12 protein-coding genes are annotated in these 15,164 nt (G+C 69.6%); 4 read left to right on the forward strand and 8 right to left on the reverse strand.

Going from position 1 to position 15,164, the window contains the following annotated elements:
• The 4 genes from WI697_RS17260 to WI697_RS17275 all read right to left on the reverse strand — a co-directional run.
• Window positions 1-345 (reverse strand): calcium-binding protein (locus WI697_RS17260; protein ID WP_409351434.1); only part of this gene is annotated, 345 nt, incomplete at its 3' end.
• Window positions 346-523: 178 nt separating this feature from the next.
• Complete coding sequence (locus WI697_RS17265) at window positions 524-1,930, reverse strand: efflux transporter outer membrane subunit (RefSeq protein WP_345959306.1); 1,407 nt, start codon at window positions 1,928-1,930, stop codon at window positions 524-526.
• Window positions 1,931-1,935: 5 nt separating this feature from the next.
• Entirely contained in the window at window positions 1,936-3,813 is a 1,878-nt protein-coding gene (locus tag WI697_RS17270) for a MacB family efflux pump subunit (protein ID WP_345959411.1), read from the reverse strand.
• 82 nt (window positions 3,814-3,895) lie between these two features.
• Window positions 3,896-5,086: an efflux RND transporter periplasmic adaptor subunit gene (locus WI697_RS17275; RefSeq protein WP_455722172.1), complete on the reverse strand. Its 1,191-nt coding sequence runs from the start codon at window positions 5,084-5,086 to the stop codon at window positions 3,896-3,898.
• Between the two features lie 249 nt (window positions 5,087-5,335).
• On the opposite strand from WI697_RS17275, the gene WI697_RS17280 reads away from it, so the two are divergent.
• From WI697_RS17280 to WI697_RS17290, 3 genes are all read left to right on the forward strand, one after another.
• Window positions 5,336-6,025: a response regulator transcription factor gene (locus WI697_RS17280; protein ID WP_345959308.1), complete on the forward strand. Its 690-nt coding sequence runs from the start codon at window positions 5,336-5,338 to the stop codon at window positions 6,023-6,025.
• Complete coding sequence (locus WI697_RS17285; protein ID WP_345959309.1) at window positions 6,022-7,371, forward strand: HAMP domain-containing sensor histidine kinase; 1,350 nt, start codon at window positions 6,022-6,024, stop codon at window positions 7,369-7,371. The genes WI697_RS17280 and WI697_RS17285 overlap by 4 nt, the downstream gene beginning before the upstream one ends.
• Window positions 7,372-7,520: 149 nt before the next feature.
• A complete protein-coding gene (locus tag WI697_RS17290) occupies window positions 7,521-9,782 on the forward strand; it encodes a methyl-accepting chemotaxis protein (RefSeq protein WP_345959310.1) in 2,262 nt (753 codons plus the stop codon).
• A gap of 23 nt (window positions 9,783-9,805) precedes the next feature.
• On the opposite strand, the gene WI697_RS17295 is transcribed toward WI697_RS17290, so the two are convergent.
• Window positions 9,806-10,681 carry a GNAT family N-acetyltransferase gene (locus WI697_RS17295; protein WP_345959311.1) on the reverse strand — a complete coding sequence of 292 codons (876 nt, stop codon included), beginning with the start codon at window positions 10,679-10,681 and terminating at the stop codon, window positions 9,806-9,808.
• A 43-nt stretch (window positions 10,682-10,724) separates the two neighbouring features.
• Complete coding sequence (locus tag WI697_RS17300) at window positions 10,725-11,363, reverse strand: LysE family translocator (protein ID WP_345959312.1); 639 nt, start codon at window positions 11,361-11,363, stop codon at window positions 10,725-10,727.
• A gap of 159 nt (window positions 11,364-11,522) precedes the next feature.
• Here WI697_RS17300 and WI697_RS17305 point away from each other — a divergent pair, with 159 nt between their 5' ends.
• The gene (locus WI697_RS17305) at window positions 11,523-12,980 is read left to right on the forward strand and encodes a GNAT family N-acetyltransferase (RefSeq protein ID WP_345959313.1); all 1,458 of its coding nucleotides are present in this window, start codon (window positions 11,523-11,525) and stop codon (window positions 12,978-12,980) included.
• 7 nt (window positions 12,981-12,987) lie between these two features.
• On the opposite strand, the gene sbnB is transcribed toward WI697_RS17305, so the two are convergent.
• A complete protein-coding gene (gene sbnB, locus WI697_RS17310) occupies window positions 12,988-14,025 on the reverse strand; it encodes a 2,3-diaminopropionate biosynthesis protein SbnB (protein ID WP_345959314.1) in 1,038 nt (345 codons plus the stop codon).
• Window positions 14,022-15,005 (reverse strand): 2,3-diaminopropionate biosynthesis protein SbnA, encoded by a 984-nt coding sequence (sbnA, locus tag WI697_RS17315; protein ID WP_062761264.1) that lies wholly within the window; start codon window positions 15,003-15,005, stop codon window positions 14,022-14,024. Before sbnA ends, sbnB begins: the two co-directional genes overlap by 4 nt.
• Window positions 15,006-15,164 lie beyond the last annotated feature (159 nt).

Below are 15,164 nucleotides of genomic sequence, written 5' to 3' on the forward strand. Positions count from 1 at the left end.
GTCATACTCGCCGATGTCGAGGCGTTCGATGCTGCCGGTGGTTTTGACGGCGAAGCGGGTGCTCCAGGCATCGCCTGTGAGCCGGATGGTGTCGGTGCCGGCGCCGCCGAGATAGGTGTCGATACCGAAGCTGCCTGAGACGATCATGACATCGTCCCCCGTGCCACCATCCATCCTATCGTTGCCGCTGCCGCCGACCAGCTGGTCGTTGCCACTCTCACCGGAGAGCACGTCGTCGCCGCTCCGGCCGTCGAGAATGTCGTTGCCCGCCCGACCCTGGATCAGGTCGTGGCCTGTGGTGCCGGTGATGCGGTCTGCGCCGACCCCGCCGGTGAAGTTTGCCATGGTGAAATGCCTCGAAAGATCATGTCGGTCATCGGGACACGAGGCGTATGCGCCATGGCTGCCGGGGTGCGGAAGAATTGCGGGCCGAGGGCGATCCGACGCTCATCCGGCATGATGACGGCGCCGGATGAGCGGATGGTAACTCTGGTGTGTTTCTGTTTAAAGATGCTATCTGTGGTTATGGGTCGGCAGACGTGGCCGATCCGCCGAGGGCCTGGTAAAGCGTGATCATCGCCCGGATCTCTTCCAGCCGGTTTTCAAGCAGGTTGAGTTCGGCCGTGCGGCGGGTTTCCTGGGAGTCCAGCCAGGACTGGAGGTCGACGGCCCCCGCCCGGTAGCGGGTTTCGTAGATCTGCTCGGCCGCGCGGGCGGCCTCGAGCGCGGCCTGAAGGCGCAGGTCGCGTTCGGCGCGGCGCTGGCGCGCCGACAGGGCGTTTTCGGTGTCGGCGAAAGCCTGGTAGAGGGTCTGGCGGAAATTGACCACCGCGGCCTCGTAATCGGCTTCGGAGGTGCGGATGGTCAGGTCGCGCTCGGTCCAGTTCAGGAAGGGCAGGGTAAGGCCCAGGCCAAGCGTCGCCACCGGGTTGGCGAGCAGGTCGCGCAGTGCGACGCTGCTGCCGCCCAGGCTGCCGGTCAGCGAGAAGGTCGGCAGATAGCTGGCGCGGGTGGCGTCGATATCGGCGAGATTGGCACGCAGCCTGAGTTCCGCCGCCCGGATGTCGGGCCGGCGGGCCAGCACGCCCGCCGGCAGCCCGGCCGGGATCGCCGGGAGCATGCCGTCCGGCAGGCGGTCGCGGGCCAGATCCACCGGCTGGGGCGGGGCATCGAACAGGATCGACAGCGCGTTGTCGTTCTCCACCTGGCTTTGCAGGATCAGCAGCCGCGCGGCTTCCTGCGATTCGACATTCTGCCGGGCCTGGAGCCGGTCGAGATCGGAGACCGCACCCGCCCGCCAGCGCACATCGACGATGTCGGCGATCCGGCGCGCATAGTCCAGACTGGCATCGGCCAGGGCCAGGCGCTGGGTGAGATAGACATGGGTCCAGTAAAGCTCGGCCGTGGTGGCGGCCAGGCTGAGGGCGGTCGCCTGCCGGTCCTGTTCGGTGGCGGCGGCCTCGAAGCGGGCGGCGTCGAGCGTGCGCCCCAGCCGGCCCCAGAGGTCCAGCTCCCAGCTGACCGTGAGGTTGGTGGAATAGCTGGTGGCGCTGGTGTCGTCGGCGAGTTCCCGGTCGCGTGAGACCTGGGTGGACGAGCCGAGCCGGGGCAGGGTGTCGTCTTCCGCCAGCCCCGCCTGAAGCTGGGCCCGGCGTACCGCGATCGCCGCGGCGGCAAGGTCGTTGTTGCGGGCGAAGGCCCGGTCGATCAGCCGGTCGAGTTCGGGTTCCTGGAACACCGTCCACCAGGCATCGGCCTTGACCGATGCGGCATCGAGGGTTCTGGGCAGGGCCCGGTCGGCGGAACTGCCCTGTTGCCAGCCGGCCGGAAGCTGAAGGGCCGGCCGGTCGTAGGGCGTTTCCATCAGACCGCCGCAGCCCGAGAGGGCGGTGGCGACCATAAGGGCGAGGGAGATGCGGAGAGGGGACATGGACGTCATTCCCGCGCCAGGGCCTCGACCGGATCCAGCCGTGCGGCGGAGCGGGCGGGCAGGAAACCGAAGATGATGCCGATCAGGGTGGAGCAGGCGAAAGCCGCGATGATCGAGGTGCCGGAATAGATCATGGCCACGCCGTTCTGCTCCAGCAGGGCGCCGATGCCGAAGGCGAGGCCGACGCCCAGCGCACCGCCCAGCAGGCAGACCAGCACCGCCTCGATCAGGAACTGGCGCAGGATGTCGCCCTGACGCGCGCCCACCGCCATGCGCACGCCGATCTCACGCGTCCGCTCGGTAACCGAGACCAGCATGATGTTCATCACGCCGATGCCGCCGACGATCAGCGAGATGAGCGCGATCATCGAGACCAGCAGGGTCATGGTCTGGGTGGTGCTCTCGATCGTCTGGCGGATGGTGTCGGTGTTCATCATGAAGAAGTCCCGCACGCCGTGGCGTCGGGTCAGCAGCGCCTGGATGTTGCGCTCGGCCACGTCGCTGGCCACCTCGTCGGAGACGCGGACGGTGATCCGCTGCAGATAGTTCTGGCCCAGCACCCGGTTCATCGCGGTGGTGTAGGGGATCCAGACATTGAGCGCATCCGAGCTGCCGAAAGCGCTGTCCTGGGTGTTGGCGACCCCGATCACCCGCACCGGCACGGTGCCGAGGAAGATGACTTCGCCGATCGGGTCGACACCATGCTTGAACACCTCGTCGCGGGTCTTGGTGTCGATCACCGCTTCCTGGGCGCGGCGTTCGACACTGGTGTCGTTGAAGATCTGGCCGTCGGCCATGGTATAGCCGCGCACCCGGAAGAATTGCGGCCCGACGCCCGAGATCGAGGCGGTGAGCGAGACATTGCCGTAGCGCAGCGTCGCCGAACTGGAGACCTGGGGGGTGACGCTGTCGACATAGGGCTGGCTTGCCAGCGCCTCGGCATCCGACGGCAGCAGGGTGCGTACCCGGCCGGCGCGCATGTCGCCGAAGCTTTCGCCCGGCATGACATCGATGGTGTTGGTGCCGATCGACGAGATGCTTTTCAGGATTTCCTGCTGCGAGCCTTCGCCGAGGGCCACCACCGAGACCACCGAGGCGATGCCGATGATGATGCCGAGCATGGTGAGGAAGGTGCGCAGGCGATGAGCCACCATCGCCCGCAGGGCCATGCGGAAGGCTTCGAGATGACGGGCGATGCCGAAACCGCCGCGCCGCCCGGCCGGTGCCAGGCGGTCGCCGGTGGGCGCACCGGCATCTTCCTTGCGGCGGTCGGCGATGATCCGGCCGTCGCTGATCTCGATGATCCGGTCGGCGATCGCCGCCACCTTGGCATCGTGGGTCACGATGATGATCGTGTGGCCCTGCTGATGCAGTTCGCCCAGCAGCTTCAGCATCTCTTCGCCGCTGCGGCTGTCGAGCGCGCCGGTGGGCTCGTCGGCCAGGATCACCCGGCCGCCGTTCATCAGCGCGCGGGCGACGCTGACCCGCTGCTGCTGGCCGCCCGACAGCTGGCTTGGCCGGTGGCCGGTGCGGTCGCCGAGCCCCAGCCGACCCAGCAGTTCCAGCGCCCGCTCCCGCCGGCTGCGCCGGTCGCCGCCGGCATAGACTGCCGGAATCTCGACATTCTCGACCGCCGTCAGCGTCGAGAGCAGGTGGTAGCGCTGGAAGATGAAGCCGAAATGCTCGCGGCGGAGTTCCGCCAGCTCGTCGGGCTCCAGCTCGCGGGTGTCGCGGCCGGCGATGCGATAAGAGCCGGCGCTGGGCCGGTCCAGGCAGCCCAGAATGTTCATCAGCGTCGACTTGCCCGAGCCGGAGGCGCCGATGATGGCGACCATCTCGCCCGCCTCGATGTCGAGGTCGACGTCCTGAAGCACCGCGACCATGCGGTCGCCGGCCGGGAATTCGCGGCGCAGGCCGCGGACCCGGAGCAGGGGTTCCCTGGCTGTATCGGTTCCGGTCACGGGCTCAGAACCCCATCGGGCCACGGGGGCGGCGCGCCTGCATGTTGGTGCCGACGGTGGCGGTGTTGGTGGCGACCACCCGCTCGCCCTCTTCAAGCCCGGTCAGGATCTGGGCCTGAACGTTGTTGTCGATGCCGACCGTCACCTTGCGTGGGGTGATGGTGCCGTCGGCACCCAGCACCTGAACCATATAGCTGCCGTCGGCGGCACGGGTACCGAGCGCGGAGGACGGGATGGTGAGGGCATCAGGGGCCCGGTCGATGATGATCGAGACCTGGGCGGTCATCGAAATCCTGAGTTTGCCGTCGGGATTGGGCACGTCGAACAGCGCATCGTAATAGATCGCCGTGCTGGACGAAGACGACGAACTGCTGGAGGAGGACGAGGAGGTGGTGGAGCTGGAGGTGGTGGCGACCGATTCCGGCGCCGGATAGACCGACCGCAGCTTGCCGGTATAGCGCCGGCCGGGTTCCCCCAGAATGGTGAAATAGACGTCCTGGCCGGGCACGACCCGGGTCACGTCGGCTTCCGAGACCTCGGCGGTGACGGTCATGGTGTCGAGCTGGGCCAGCATCACGATGGTCGGCGCGCTCTGCACCGCGTTCACCGTCTGGCCTTCCTTGGCGACCACGGCCACGATCGTGCCGTCCATGGGTGCCGTGATCCGGGTGTAGCCCAGATCGACCTTGGCCGTGTCGACGGTGATTTCGGCCTGCGCGATCTGGGCTTCCAGCGCGGCGAGTTCGGCCTTTGTGGTGGCGAGCGTCGCCTCGGCGTTTTCGTAATCGGCCCGGGCACCGGCGCGGCCGGCCAGAAGTTCGCGTTCGCGCCTGAAGGCGAGTTCCGCCTGTTTCAGCGCGGCCTGTTTGGCGCGATACTGGGCACGGACATTGGCGAGGGCCGCTTCGGCATTGCGCAGATCGTTCTGCTGGTTGAGCGAATCGATCTCGGCGATCAGGTCGCCGGCCTTGACCTTGTCGCCGACATCGACCGCGAGCGTCTTGATCTGGCCCGAGACCTGGGCGCCGACGCTGACCATGTTGATCGCTTCCAGCGTGCCGTTGGCGAGCACGGTGTCTTCCAGATCCGCCCGGTGGACGGCAACGGTCGGCGGCGGCGCCGGCGGCGCCTCGGGGAAGGCGTAGCGCCAGATGCCGTAGCCGGCAGCGGCGAGGACGAGGAGGAGCACGGGCAGCCGCAGGGCGCGGAGGCGCCGGGCGAAGCCGGAGGCGGGACCGGAGGACGGGGAGGACACGGGATGAACGGCTCGATCCTGGGTGAGGCGGAAGAAGTCGGGCTAGAGCATAACCGAGCGGAAGGCCGCCGTCGGTAAGGCCTGTGTGGATGATACGTAAAACCCCGGTAAAACCGACGCGAGCCCCCTCACGCCCGGTCGCGGACCGGTATATGTTCGGCGCAACGTCATGACGGCACAGAGGGATCCATGTCCGGCCCGCGCATCCTGATGATCGACGACGATGCCGAACTCGGTGCCATGCTGACCGAGTATCTGGCCGGCGAAGGTTTCGACACCACTCTCGTCACCACCGGCGATGCCGGGCTGGAGGCGGCACTCGGCGGCGGTTATGCCGCCGTGCTGCTCGACATCATGCTGCCGCGGATCGGCGGGCTGGACGTGCTGCGCCGGCTGCGCACCGCCAGCCGGGTGCCGGTGATCATGCTCACCGCCCGCGGCGACGATGTCGACCGGGTGGTCGGGCTGGAACTGGGTGCCGACGATTACGTGCCCAAGCCCTGCTATCCGCGCGAACTGGTCGCACGGCTGCGTGCGGTGCTTCGCCGCAGCGAGGCGGCGGCGCTGGTGGCGCCCGCCTCGATCGAGGCGGGGCCGATCCGGCTTGAGACCGAAGCCCGGCGGGTGATCGTGGCCGGCGAGATCGTGGATCTGACCGCCACCGAATTCAATCTGCTGGAACGGCTGATCCGCGCCGGCAACCGGGTGGTGGCCAAGGACGAGCTGTCGCGCGAGGTGCTGGGCCGGCCGCACGAGACCTATGACCGCAGCATCGATGTCCATATGAGCCATCTGCGCCGCAAGCTGGTCGAGCGCGGGGTCGACGAGACCGTGCTGGAAACCGTGCGCGGGGTGGGCTATCGGGTGAACCGTGCATGAGCATACCCGTCCTGGCGGCCGTGAGAGGCCGGCTGTTCTGGAAGATCCTGTTCGGCTTCGGCGTGACCTTCTTCCTGATGGTCGAGACGCTGTGGGTCGCCATGCAGCTGTTCGGCGACCCGCCCCGACCGATCGTGCATCTGTTCGAAGACCGGCTGGCGCCCGTGGAGCTGGCCTCGGCGGCGGCCGCGCTGGAAAGCGGCGGGTTGCCGGCCCTGCACCGTCTGGTCGCCGTCTGGCCCGAGACCGAGCGGGCGGGGCTGGTGGTGCGGCCGGCCGATGCCGGCGCCCTGCCGGACCCGGCGGCCATCCGCCGGGACGACATGCTGATCCGTCATGCCCTGGCGCCCGACGGCACGGTGTGGCAGCTGTCGCGCGATCTGTCGGATCTGCGCATGCCACCCCGCCCGGGCGGGCCGTTTCGGATCCCGCTTGAGATCATTCTGCTGGGGATCGGCGGCGGGCTGGTGTTCAGCACTGCGCTCGCCCGCTATCTGATCCGGCCGATCCTGCGGCTGCGCCGGGGCTTCGACGACATGGCCGGCGGGGATCTCGGCGTGCGGCTGGGCCCGGCGATGGGGCGGCGGCGCGACGAACTGGCCGATCTCGCCCGGGATTTCGACGTCATGGCGGCGCGGCTGGAACAGACGGTGGCGGCGCGTGACCGGCTGCTGCACGACGTCTCTCACGAGCTGCGTTCGCCGCTTGCCCGGCTGCATATGGCGGTGGGGCTGGTGCGCCAGTCGCCCGATCGGGTGGCGGTGACCCTGGACCGGCTGGAGCTTGAAACGGCACGGCTCGACACGCTGGTGGGCGAGCTGCTGACCCTGTCGCGGGTGGAAAACGACGCCCCGCGCCGCGAGGATTATTTCGATCTGCACGGGCTGGTAGCCTCGGTGGTGGCCGATGCCCGGTTCGAGGCCGGGCCCGCCGGGGTGACGGTGGAGAGCCATGTGACGCCGGCGGCAAGCCTTGCGGCCGGCGCGATGCTGATCAAGGGCAGCGCCGAGCTGATGCGCCGGGCGGTGGAGAACATCATCCGCAATGCGCTGAAATTCTCGCCCGCAGGTGGGGTGGTGAGTGTGTCGGTGGATATCGACGCGCGGGCACATCGCCACGTGCTCAGGGTCCGCGACCGGGGGCCGGGGGTGCCGGCGGAGATGCTGGCCACGATCTTCGAGCCCTTCGTGCGCGGCCCCGACGGCAGCCGCAGCCAGGGCTATGGCCTGGGCCTCGCCATCGCCCGGCGCACGGTGGAGGCCCATGGCGGGCGGATCGCCGCCGCCAACCGGACGACGGGCGGGCTGGAGATGACGGTGACGCTGCCCTGGACGATGACCGCCTGACCCCGGGTGCGTGACCGCGGGCGCGTGACCCGTTCGTTAAATGTCATTGCACCGTCATGCGCATGTCATCGCCACCCTATACCTCTTGGCGAATTGGTCGCCCCGGTTCCGGGGGGCCTGTCGTCAATCGGTTCGGGAGCGTGCGTTCCATGACCATCCGTCGCAAGCTGACGATCGGCTTCGCCGTTCTGCTGGTTCTGGCCGTGGCCGGCTTTGGCGCGGCGGTGGTGGCACTGGACCGGGCTGGAACCGGGCTTGCCGCCTATAAGGACGATGTCGGCGCCGCCCGCGCCATGGCCGCGGCCGAAGGTGACCTGGCCGCCGCCGGCGCCGCTGCCGATCTGCTGGTGGCGACGGGCGATCCGGCACGGCTGGAGGCGTTCCGCAGCCATGTCCGCTCGGCCGAAGAGCGGATCGACGCTCTGGGACCGGCGGCGGAGCAGGTGGCGGCCGCAACCCGGGCCTTCGCCCGGGCGGTCGAGGAACTGGCCGAGGTGGAGATCGCCCGTGGCGCGCTGTGGCGGGACCGGATGGAGCCGGCCTTCAGGACCTCGGAAGGCGGGCTGACCGACATCATCCGCGAAAGCTATATCGATCAGGACATCCAGTCGGCCTATCAGGCGGCGGTGATCCAGCGCTTCCTGCTGACGGCGCGGGAAGAAGCGGGCCTGTTCATGGCATCCGGCGACATGGCCCATGCCGACGCGATGGATGCGGCGCTGGCCGAGACCAGGCGGGCGGTGCTGTCGCTGGAACTGAAGATGATGCATCCGGGGCGGCTGGAGACGCTGTCGAAGATTTCCGGCCTGCGCAACGATCTGGCCAAAGGGGCGAAGACCCTGCGCGAGCTGGTGGGGCAGGTCGCCGAACGCCGCACCGAGGCGGTGGAGGTGCTGGGGCCCAGCGCCGCGCAGCTTCTGGCCGACACCCGGCGCAGCCTGACCCAGACCGCCGATGCCCGCGGTGCCGCCGAGGCGGCGGCGACCGCCGATACCCGTTTCGCGATGATCGGGCTGGCCGTGGCGGCGGCGGTTGCGGCCCTGCTTGCCGGGCTGATCATCGGCCGGGCGGTGACGAGGCCGATCGGCGGCATGCGCAAGGTTCTGGCCCGCGCGGCGGAAGGCGATCTGACCGCCGAGCATGACGGCGGCCGGCGCAATGACGAGGTGGGTGCCATGGCCCGCGACCTGGACCATATGCTGGCCCGGCTGCGAGGCGATCTGGGCCGGGTGCGGGATGTCGGCGCCTCGCTGGCGGTGCGGTCGCGCGATCTGGACCGGATGGGTGGCCGGCTGGGCCAGGCCGCCGACCAGACCGAGGGACGCGCGGCCGCCGCCCGCAGCTCTGCCGGCCAGACCATGAACGTGCTGTCGGGGCTGGGATCGATCGCGGAAGAGCTGTCGGCGAGTGCTGCCGCGGCATCGGATGCGGTGCAGCGGATCGTGATGGCCAACCGCAATCTGGACGGCCATGCCCGATCGGTCACCGAGGCGATGCGCGCCGCCGTCGATGAGGGCCGCGAGGTCGGCCGGATCGTCGCCGACGGCGCCGAGGCCGCCCTGGCCGCGACCCGATCGGTCACCCGGCTGGACGAATCGAGCCGGGGCATCGGCTCGGTCAATCAGGTGATCCTGGATATCGCCCAGCAGACCCACATGCTGGCCCTGAACGCGCAGATCGAGGCGGCCCGCGCCGGTGAGGCCGGGCGGGGCTTTGCGGTGGTGGCGGGCGAGGTGAAGCGCCTTGCCGCCCAGTCGGCCGATGCGGCCGAAGAGATCGGGGCCAAGATCGTCGCCAGCCAGGCGGTGGTGGGCGAGGTGGTCGCCGCCATGGCCGATCTGGAAACCCGCATCGGCCGGATCGAGGCCGGCATGGCCCGGATCGCCGAAGCCGTCGGCCGGGCCGATGGTGCGGCGATGGCCATCGCCCAGGCGGTGGCGGAACAGGCGGGGGCGGCCGACGAGATTGCCGGCAGCAGCGCCGAGGTGGCCCGGGCGGCAGGCGAGGTGGCCGAGGCATCCGCCCAGGCCCGCGATGCCGGCGATGCGGTGCTGCGCGAGCTGGAGGCGCTGGGTGCTGCCTCGGCCGAGAACCGCATGGCCGCCCGCACCAGTGCCGTGGCTGCGGCCGAACTGATCGGCGATGCCGACCAGCTGGCCGAGATGGTGGCCGGCTTCCGGATCGACGATCGGGACCTGTCCGCCGCGCCTGTGGCTGCCCAAACCGGGACCGCGGTCGTCGAGACCGCCGCTGCGGTGCAGGAGGTGGTTGAGGTGCAGGACGAGGCATCCGCCGCCCCAGCCGCGCAGATCCCCGCCGGGCGCCCGGTGGTGACCGCAGCCCAGCGCACCCGGCGCAGCAGCGGCCGGCCGATCCCGCTCAAGGCGGCGGCGATGGCCGATCGGGATTGATCCCCGGGCGGCGCGCCGGGGCTTCAGTGCAGCCGATAGCCCTGAAGCAGGGGCTGCGAGCAGAGCTGGTCGATCTGGTGCGCCTCCAGCGTCTTTGAGCGGAACTGTGACGGCACGTCCCGGCCGACCCGCCGGGTGACGCCGGTGAGGGGAACGCCATCGAAGATCGTCTGGTTGGCGATGATCGCCTGCCAGCGGTTGCGCAGGCACAGCCGCCAGGCGATCCGCCCCGCCAGCCGGCCGAAGGCGGCCGGATCGCTGGTATGGATCAGCCGGCCGAAGGGTTCGAACCAGCGTCGGCGCACGGTCTTGAACATGGCATAGACCGGCGGGCCGTCGGGATCTTCGATCGCGACGTGGTGGCAGTCGCGCAGGTCGCGATGGTCCGACAGGATGCGGAGCGAGGCCGGGTCGATCCGGTCCGGCACCAGCCGGTTGCCGACCCGATACTCGGGCCGGCCCAGGCTGGTGGGCAGCGGGTAGAAGGCGACGACGCCGGTTTCCAGATCCTTGAAGCCGAACCGCGCACCGATGTCGTAGACCGTCTGGGTCGGCGTGTGGTTGACGATGGTGCGCTTGCGCATGCCGATCACCGGCAGCAGCAGGTTCAGGCTTTCATCGCGATGGCTGTCGCGGACATACCAGCTGTGGATTTCGCAGAAATCCTGGGGCTGGCCGTCGATCTCGCGGGTGGTGAACAGGGTGCCGAGGAAGCCGGTCACCTCGTTGCCGTCTTCCATCAGGAAGCCGTAATAGCCCTCGTTGCCGCCCCAGACCGGGCGGAACATGCGCCGCCGGGCATCGAGCGGCAGGTTGCGGGCATTCAGGGTCGACGACCGCAGCAGTTTGTAGACCGCAAACATGTCGCTTTCGACCGCGCGCCGGATCCGGACCGCCATGCGCTTGGACCTCCCTTGAGCGAATGCCGGCGCCGGCCGCGGCTCAGCGGACGTCGACGGCGAGCTTGAGACCGAACAGCACCAGCACCCCGCCGGTCACCCGGTCGAGCCAGGCGACCACGGCCCCGCGCCTCAGAACCGAGGCGAGGCTGCGCGTGGCGAGAGTGAGGGCCAGGAACCAGAGCAGGCCCTCGACGGCATGGATGCCGGCGAAAGCGAGGCTCCAGGTGAGCACGTCGCCGCCTGCCGGGATGAATTGCGGCAGGAAGGTGACGTAGAACACGCCGACCTTGGGGTTGAGCAGGTTGGTGAGCAGACCGCGCATGAACCAGCCCTGGCTGCGGCCGCGCGGCATCGCCGCTGCGGCGGTGGCGTCGAGCGCCGCGCCGCCGGTACGGGCGCCGCGGATCATCGAGATGCCCATCCAGATCAGATAGGCGGCCCCCACGATCCTGAGCGCGTCGTAGGCGAGCCTGGACACCGCCAGCACGGCCCCCAGCCCGACCGCGGCGATGGCACCCCAGGCGAGCACGCCCATGCAGATGCCGGCGCCTGCCTGCATGCCGCGCTTCGGCCCTTCGACCGCAGCCGTGCGCAGCACCAGCGCCGTGTCGAGGCCGGGGGTCAGGGTCATCAACAGGGCGGCCAGGGTGAAGGCCAGGGTGGCATCGATCGGCGTCATGCGGGTGGGGCTCCGGGCGGAAAGCGCGAGGGGACCGATCGATGATAGCCGCGACCTCTGACGACAGCACGTCGTTTTGTTGATCAACTGAAAGTAGATATGCCCTACAATCTCCGGCACGTTTTGCAAGGAACGCGACCATCACCGGGGAGGCGTGCCATGACCCTGATCGATCTGCCCGTCACCGGGCGGGCGCCGGAAGCCGCGAGGATGGCGAGTCCGCCGGTCCGGGACCCGGAAGCGGCGGCGGGGCTGCCGCCGCCGCATGCCGTGGCGAGCTTTCTGCATGTCGGCACGGACCGGCTGAACGGGCGGCTGTCACGCGATATCGCCGGCGGCTGGTGTTTCACGGCGGCCGGTGGCCGCCTGCCCGAAACGGTCGCCCGGCGGCTGGCCGATCCGGCGACCGCGGTCGCGACGGTGCCGATGGTCGACCGGCGGCGGCTGCGCCGGCGGCGGCTGGGGCCGCTCAGGATGGCGGTCGCCTCGGTCGATGCCGGGCGGGGCGTGGTGCGGCTGACCGCGGCGCTCTGCGGCCCCGTGGCCGAGCGGCTGCCACGCCCGGCCGAACCGCTGCCGGCGATGCTGGATGGGCGCAGCCTGAACCGGCGGCGGCTGCCGGCCTGTATTACCGCCATCGGCCCCTACGAAGCGGTGGCGGAGGTGACCGGCCCCGCCGCCCTGCTGGTGCCCGGAACCGTGATGACCCTGACGGTGCCGCGGCCCTGGGCCACGCCGTTCCGCCTGCTTGGCCGGATCATCGCGGTAGAGGCGGGCGCGGGCGATGCCGGGGCACGGATCGTGCTGCGCATGGCCGATCCTGCCTCGGTGGACCGGGCGGCGGTGCTGGCCACCTGCACCGCGCCGGGTTTCGGTATCCATGCGCTCTGGACCTATGGGCTGAAGCCCCGTGGGCTGATGCGGCATCTGCGGGTGGTGCCGGTGGCGGGGCTGGCCGACATGGCGACCGTCTACAGGCTGCGGCGGGACGCCAACCAGTTCTATGGCCGCAGGCCCGATGCCCATGACCCGGAGGCCTGGGCCGATCCGCTCGATACCTGCTCGATCCTGTTTCTGGGCCTGCTGGGCGACAAGCCGATCGCCACCGCCCGGCTGGTGGTCAATGGCGGTGACCGGTCCAGAAGCGAATTGCAGGCCCTGGTGCCGGTGCCGGAGGAATTCTGGGAGGGCGGCTTCGTCGAGGTGTCCCGGCTGGTGGTGCATCCGGATTTCCGCGGCAACCGCATCCGCCTCGACATGTTCCGGGAGGTGGAGCGGCTGGCCCTGGGGCTGGGGGTGCGCTATCTGCTGTTCGACGCCATCCCCAAGCTTGCCCCGCTTTACGAGGCGGTGGGCGGCCGCCGGCTGCCGCTGACCAAGAAGCACCAGGACAGCGACGAGATCGAGCAGGTGATGTATGTCGACATGCGCGCGATTCTGGCCCGGGTGAACCGGTTCTCGGCGGTCTGGCTGGCGGGGTTCGGCGGCACGCTGGGCCGGCATCTGGAGATCGCAGGGCGCGAGCCGACCGATGTGATCCTGGGCCCCGCCCGCCGCAGCCCCGCCGCGGCGGTGATCCGCGGCATGGGCCGGCTGCTGGCGCGGACCGGAGGGTGAGAGCCAGTCAGAGGCCGAGGGTCGCGGTGCGCGGGAAGAAGTCCGGCACAACGACCCCGCCGCCCTGGTCGGTGACCGTTTTCCAGACATCCAGACCCAGGGCGAGGTCCAGGATGCCCATGCCGAAGGGGGAGAAGATCCGGGGACGGCTGCGGTCGGGCATGATCCGGCCACGCACCGCATCGGCGATGGTGCCGGCGACGAAACCGCGATCGCCGCGGGCCTTTTCGACCAGATGCAGCGAGGTATCGGCCTTGAGCGCGTGATCGACATCGTCGACCAGGTTCCAGGCCGAGAGGATCACCTCGGGCCCCAGATCACGCAAAGAGATGTGAAGCACGGTCGGGGCATGGGCGAAGAGCCCGGCATCGAGCACATGCGGCCGGCCGGCGGTGGTGGCGAAAATCACCAGATCGGCCTGGCTGATCGCCGCGGCGATGTCGGCGGTGGCCCGGGTGGGGATCCGCCGGCGCAGCCCGATCGCATCGGCGAAGGCCGTCGCGCGGGCGAGGTCGAGATCATGGGCGACCAGTTCGCCCGCCTGCCAGCCGGTGGCGAACAGCATGTCGGTGATGGCGCGCGCGATCGGCCCGGTGCCGATCACCGCCACCTGCCGGGCCCGCTTTTCAGGACCATGGAGCAGTTCGGCCCCCAGCACCGCCGAGGCGGCGGTGCGGGCGGCGCTGATGATCGAGCTTTCCAGGCAGGCGACAGGATAACCGGTCCCGGCATCGTTCAGGACGAGCACGGCCGAGGCACGGTCGATGCCGCGGGCAAGGTTGCCGGGAAAGCTTGCGATCCATTTGATACCCGAGACCGGGTCATCGCCGCCGATCGCCGCCGGCAGGGCGATGATCCGGTCGCCGGGCCGGTCGGGGAAGCGCAGGAAATAGCTGTCGGGATTGACGGTCAGCCCGGCGTCGTGGGCCAGATAGGTGTCGCGCACCAGGGCGACCAGATGATCGGGACGGGCGGCAAGGGCCCGGCGGACGGCCTCGGCACCGATCACGGTGAAGGGGGCCGGCTGAAGCATGCGGTCGGTCATGCGGCAAGGGCCTCGGCAATGTCGGGGGGAAGGTCGGCATAACGGCTGCCGATCCAGGCTGCGTCGTAGAGGGTCGCGGCATAGCGGTCGCCCAGATCGGGCGAGAGTGCGACCACCGTGGCACCGGGCGGGATGGCGCCGGCTGCGGCATGGCGGGCGATGCCGGCCAGCACGGTGCCGGTGGAGGCGCCGATCAGGAAGCCGTGGCGGCGGCGGAAGCGCCAGCAGGCGGTGACGGTTTCGGTCTCGGGCACGATCACCTGTTCGTCCAGCATGGTGGCTTCGAAAAGCGGCGGCTGCTGGCTGGCGCCCAGCCCCGGCAGGTAGCGCCGGCCCGGCGTCTGGCCGAAGGTCACCGACCCGACGCTGTCGACCCCGATCACCCTTGTATCGGGTGCATTGATCCGGAAGTATTCCGCGCAACCCATGGCCGTGCCGGCGGTGCCGACACCGACGAACAGGAAATCCGGCCGGTCGACCCGCCGCCGCACGGCAGGGCCGGTCCAGCGGTGATGGGCCCATTTCGCGGCCGGATTGCCGTATTGATTGGTCCAGACCCAGCCCGAATGGCGGTCGAGCAGGGCGGCGATCCGCCGGAGCCGTGTGCCCAGATAGCCGCCATTCTCGTCGGTTTCGGTCACCGGCTCCATCCGGCCGCCGGTGGCCTCGATCATGTCGCGGGTGGCGGGGGAAATGTTGGGATCCGAGACGCAGACGAACCCATAGCCGAGCGCACGGCAGACGATGCTGAGTGCGAGGCCCAGATTGCCCGACGAGCTTTCGACCACCGTGGCGCCGGGCTTCAGGCGCCCGGATCGTTCCATGTCGGCGATCATCGCGAGCGCGGTCTTGAACTTGATGGACCCTGCGGGGTTCAGCCCTTCGATCTTGAGCAGGATGTCGACACCACCAGCCGCATCGATGCGGACCGGCACAAACACGTCGTCCTGGATCAGGGCTGCGAGGTCTTCTATGTGCATGGCGAACCCTCCGCCGAGGCGCAGGTGGTCGCGGCCGTCCGCGAAGGATGCGCGGACCGTGAGAAAATCATGCCGCGTATTGCGGGCAAGAATATCATTCAATGGTTGATTATCAATCGCCAAACAACCCGGCCCCCGGATGCTGACGACACGGCGTTG

The sequence above is a fragment of the Tistrella mobilis genome, assembly GCF_039634785.1.
GTDB classification, from domain to species: domain Bacteria; phylum Pseudomonadota; class Alphaproteobacteria; order Tistrellales; family Tistrellaceae; genus Tistrella; species Tistrella mobilis.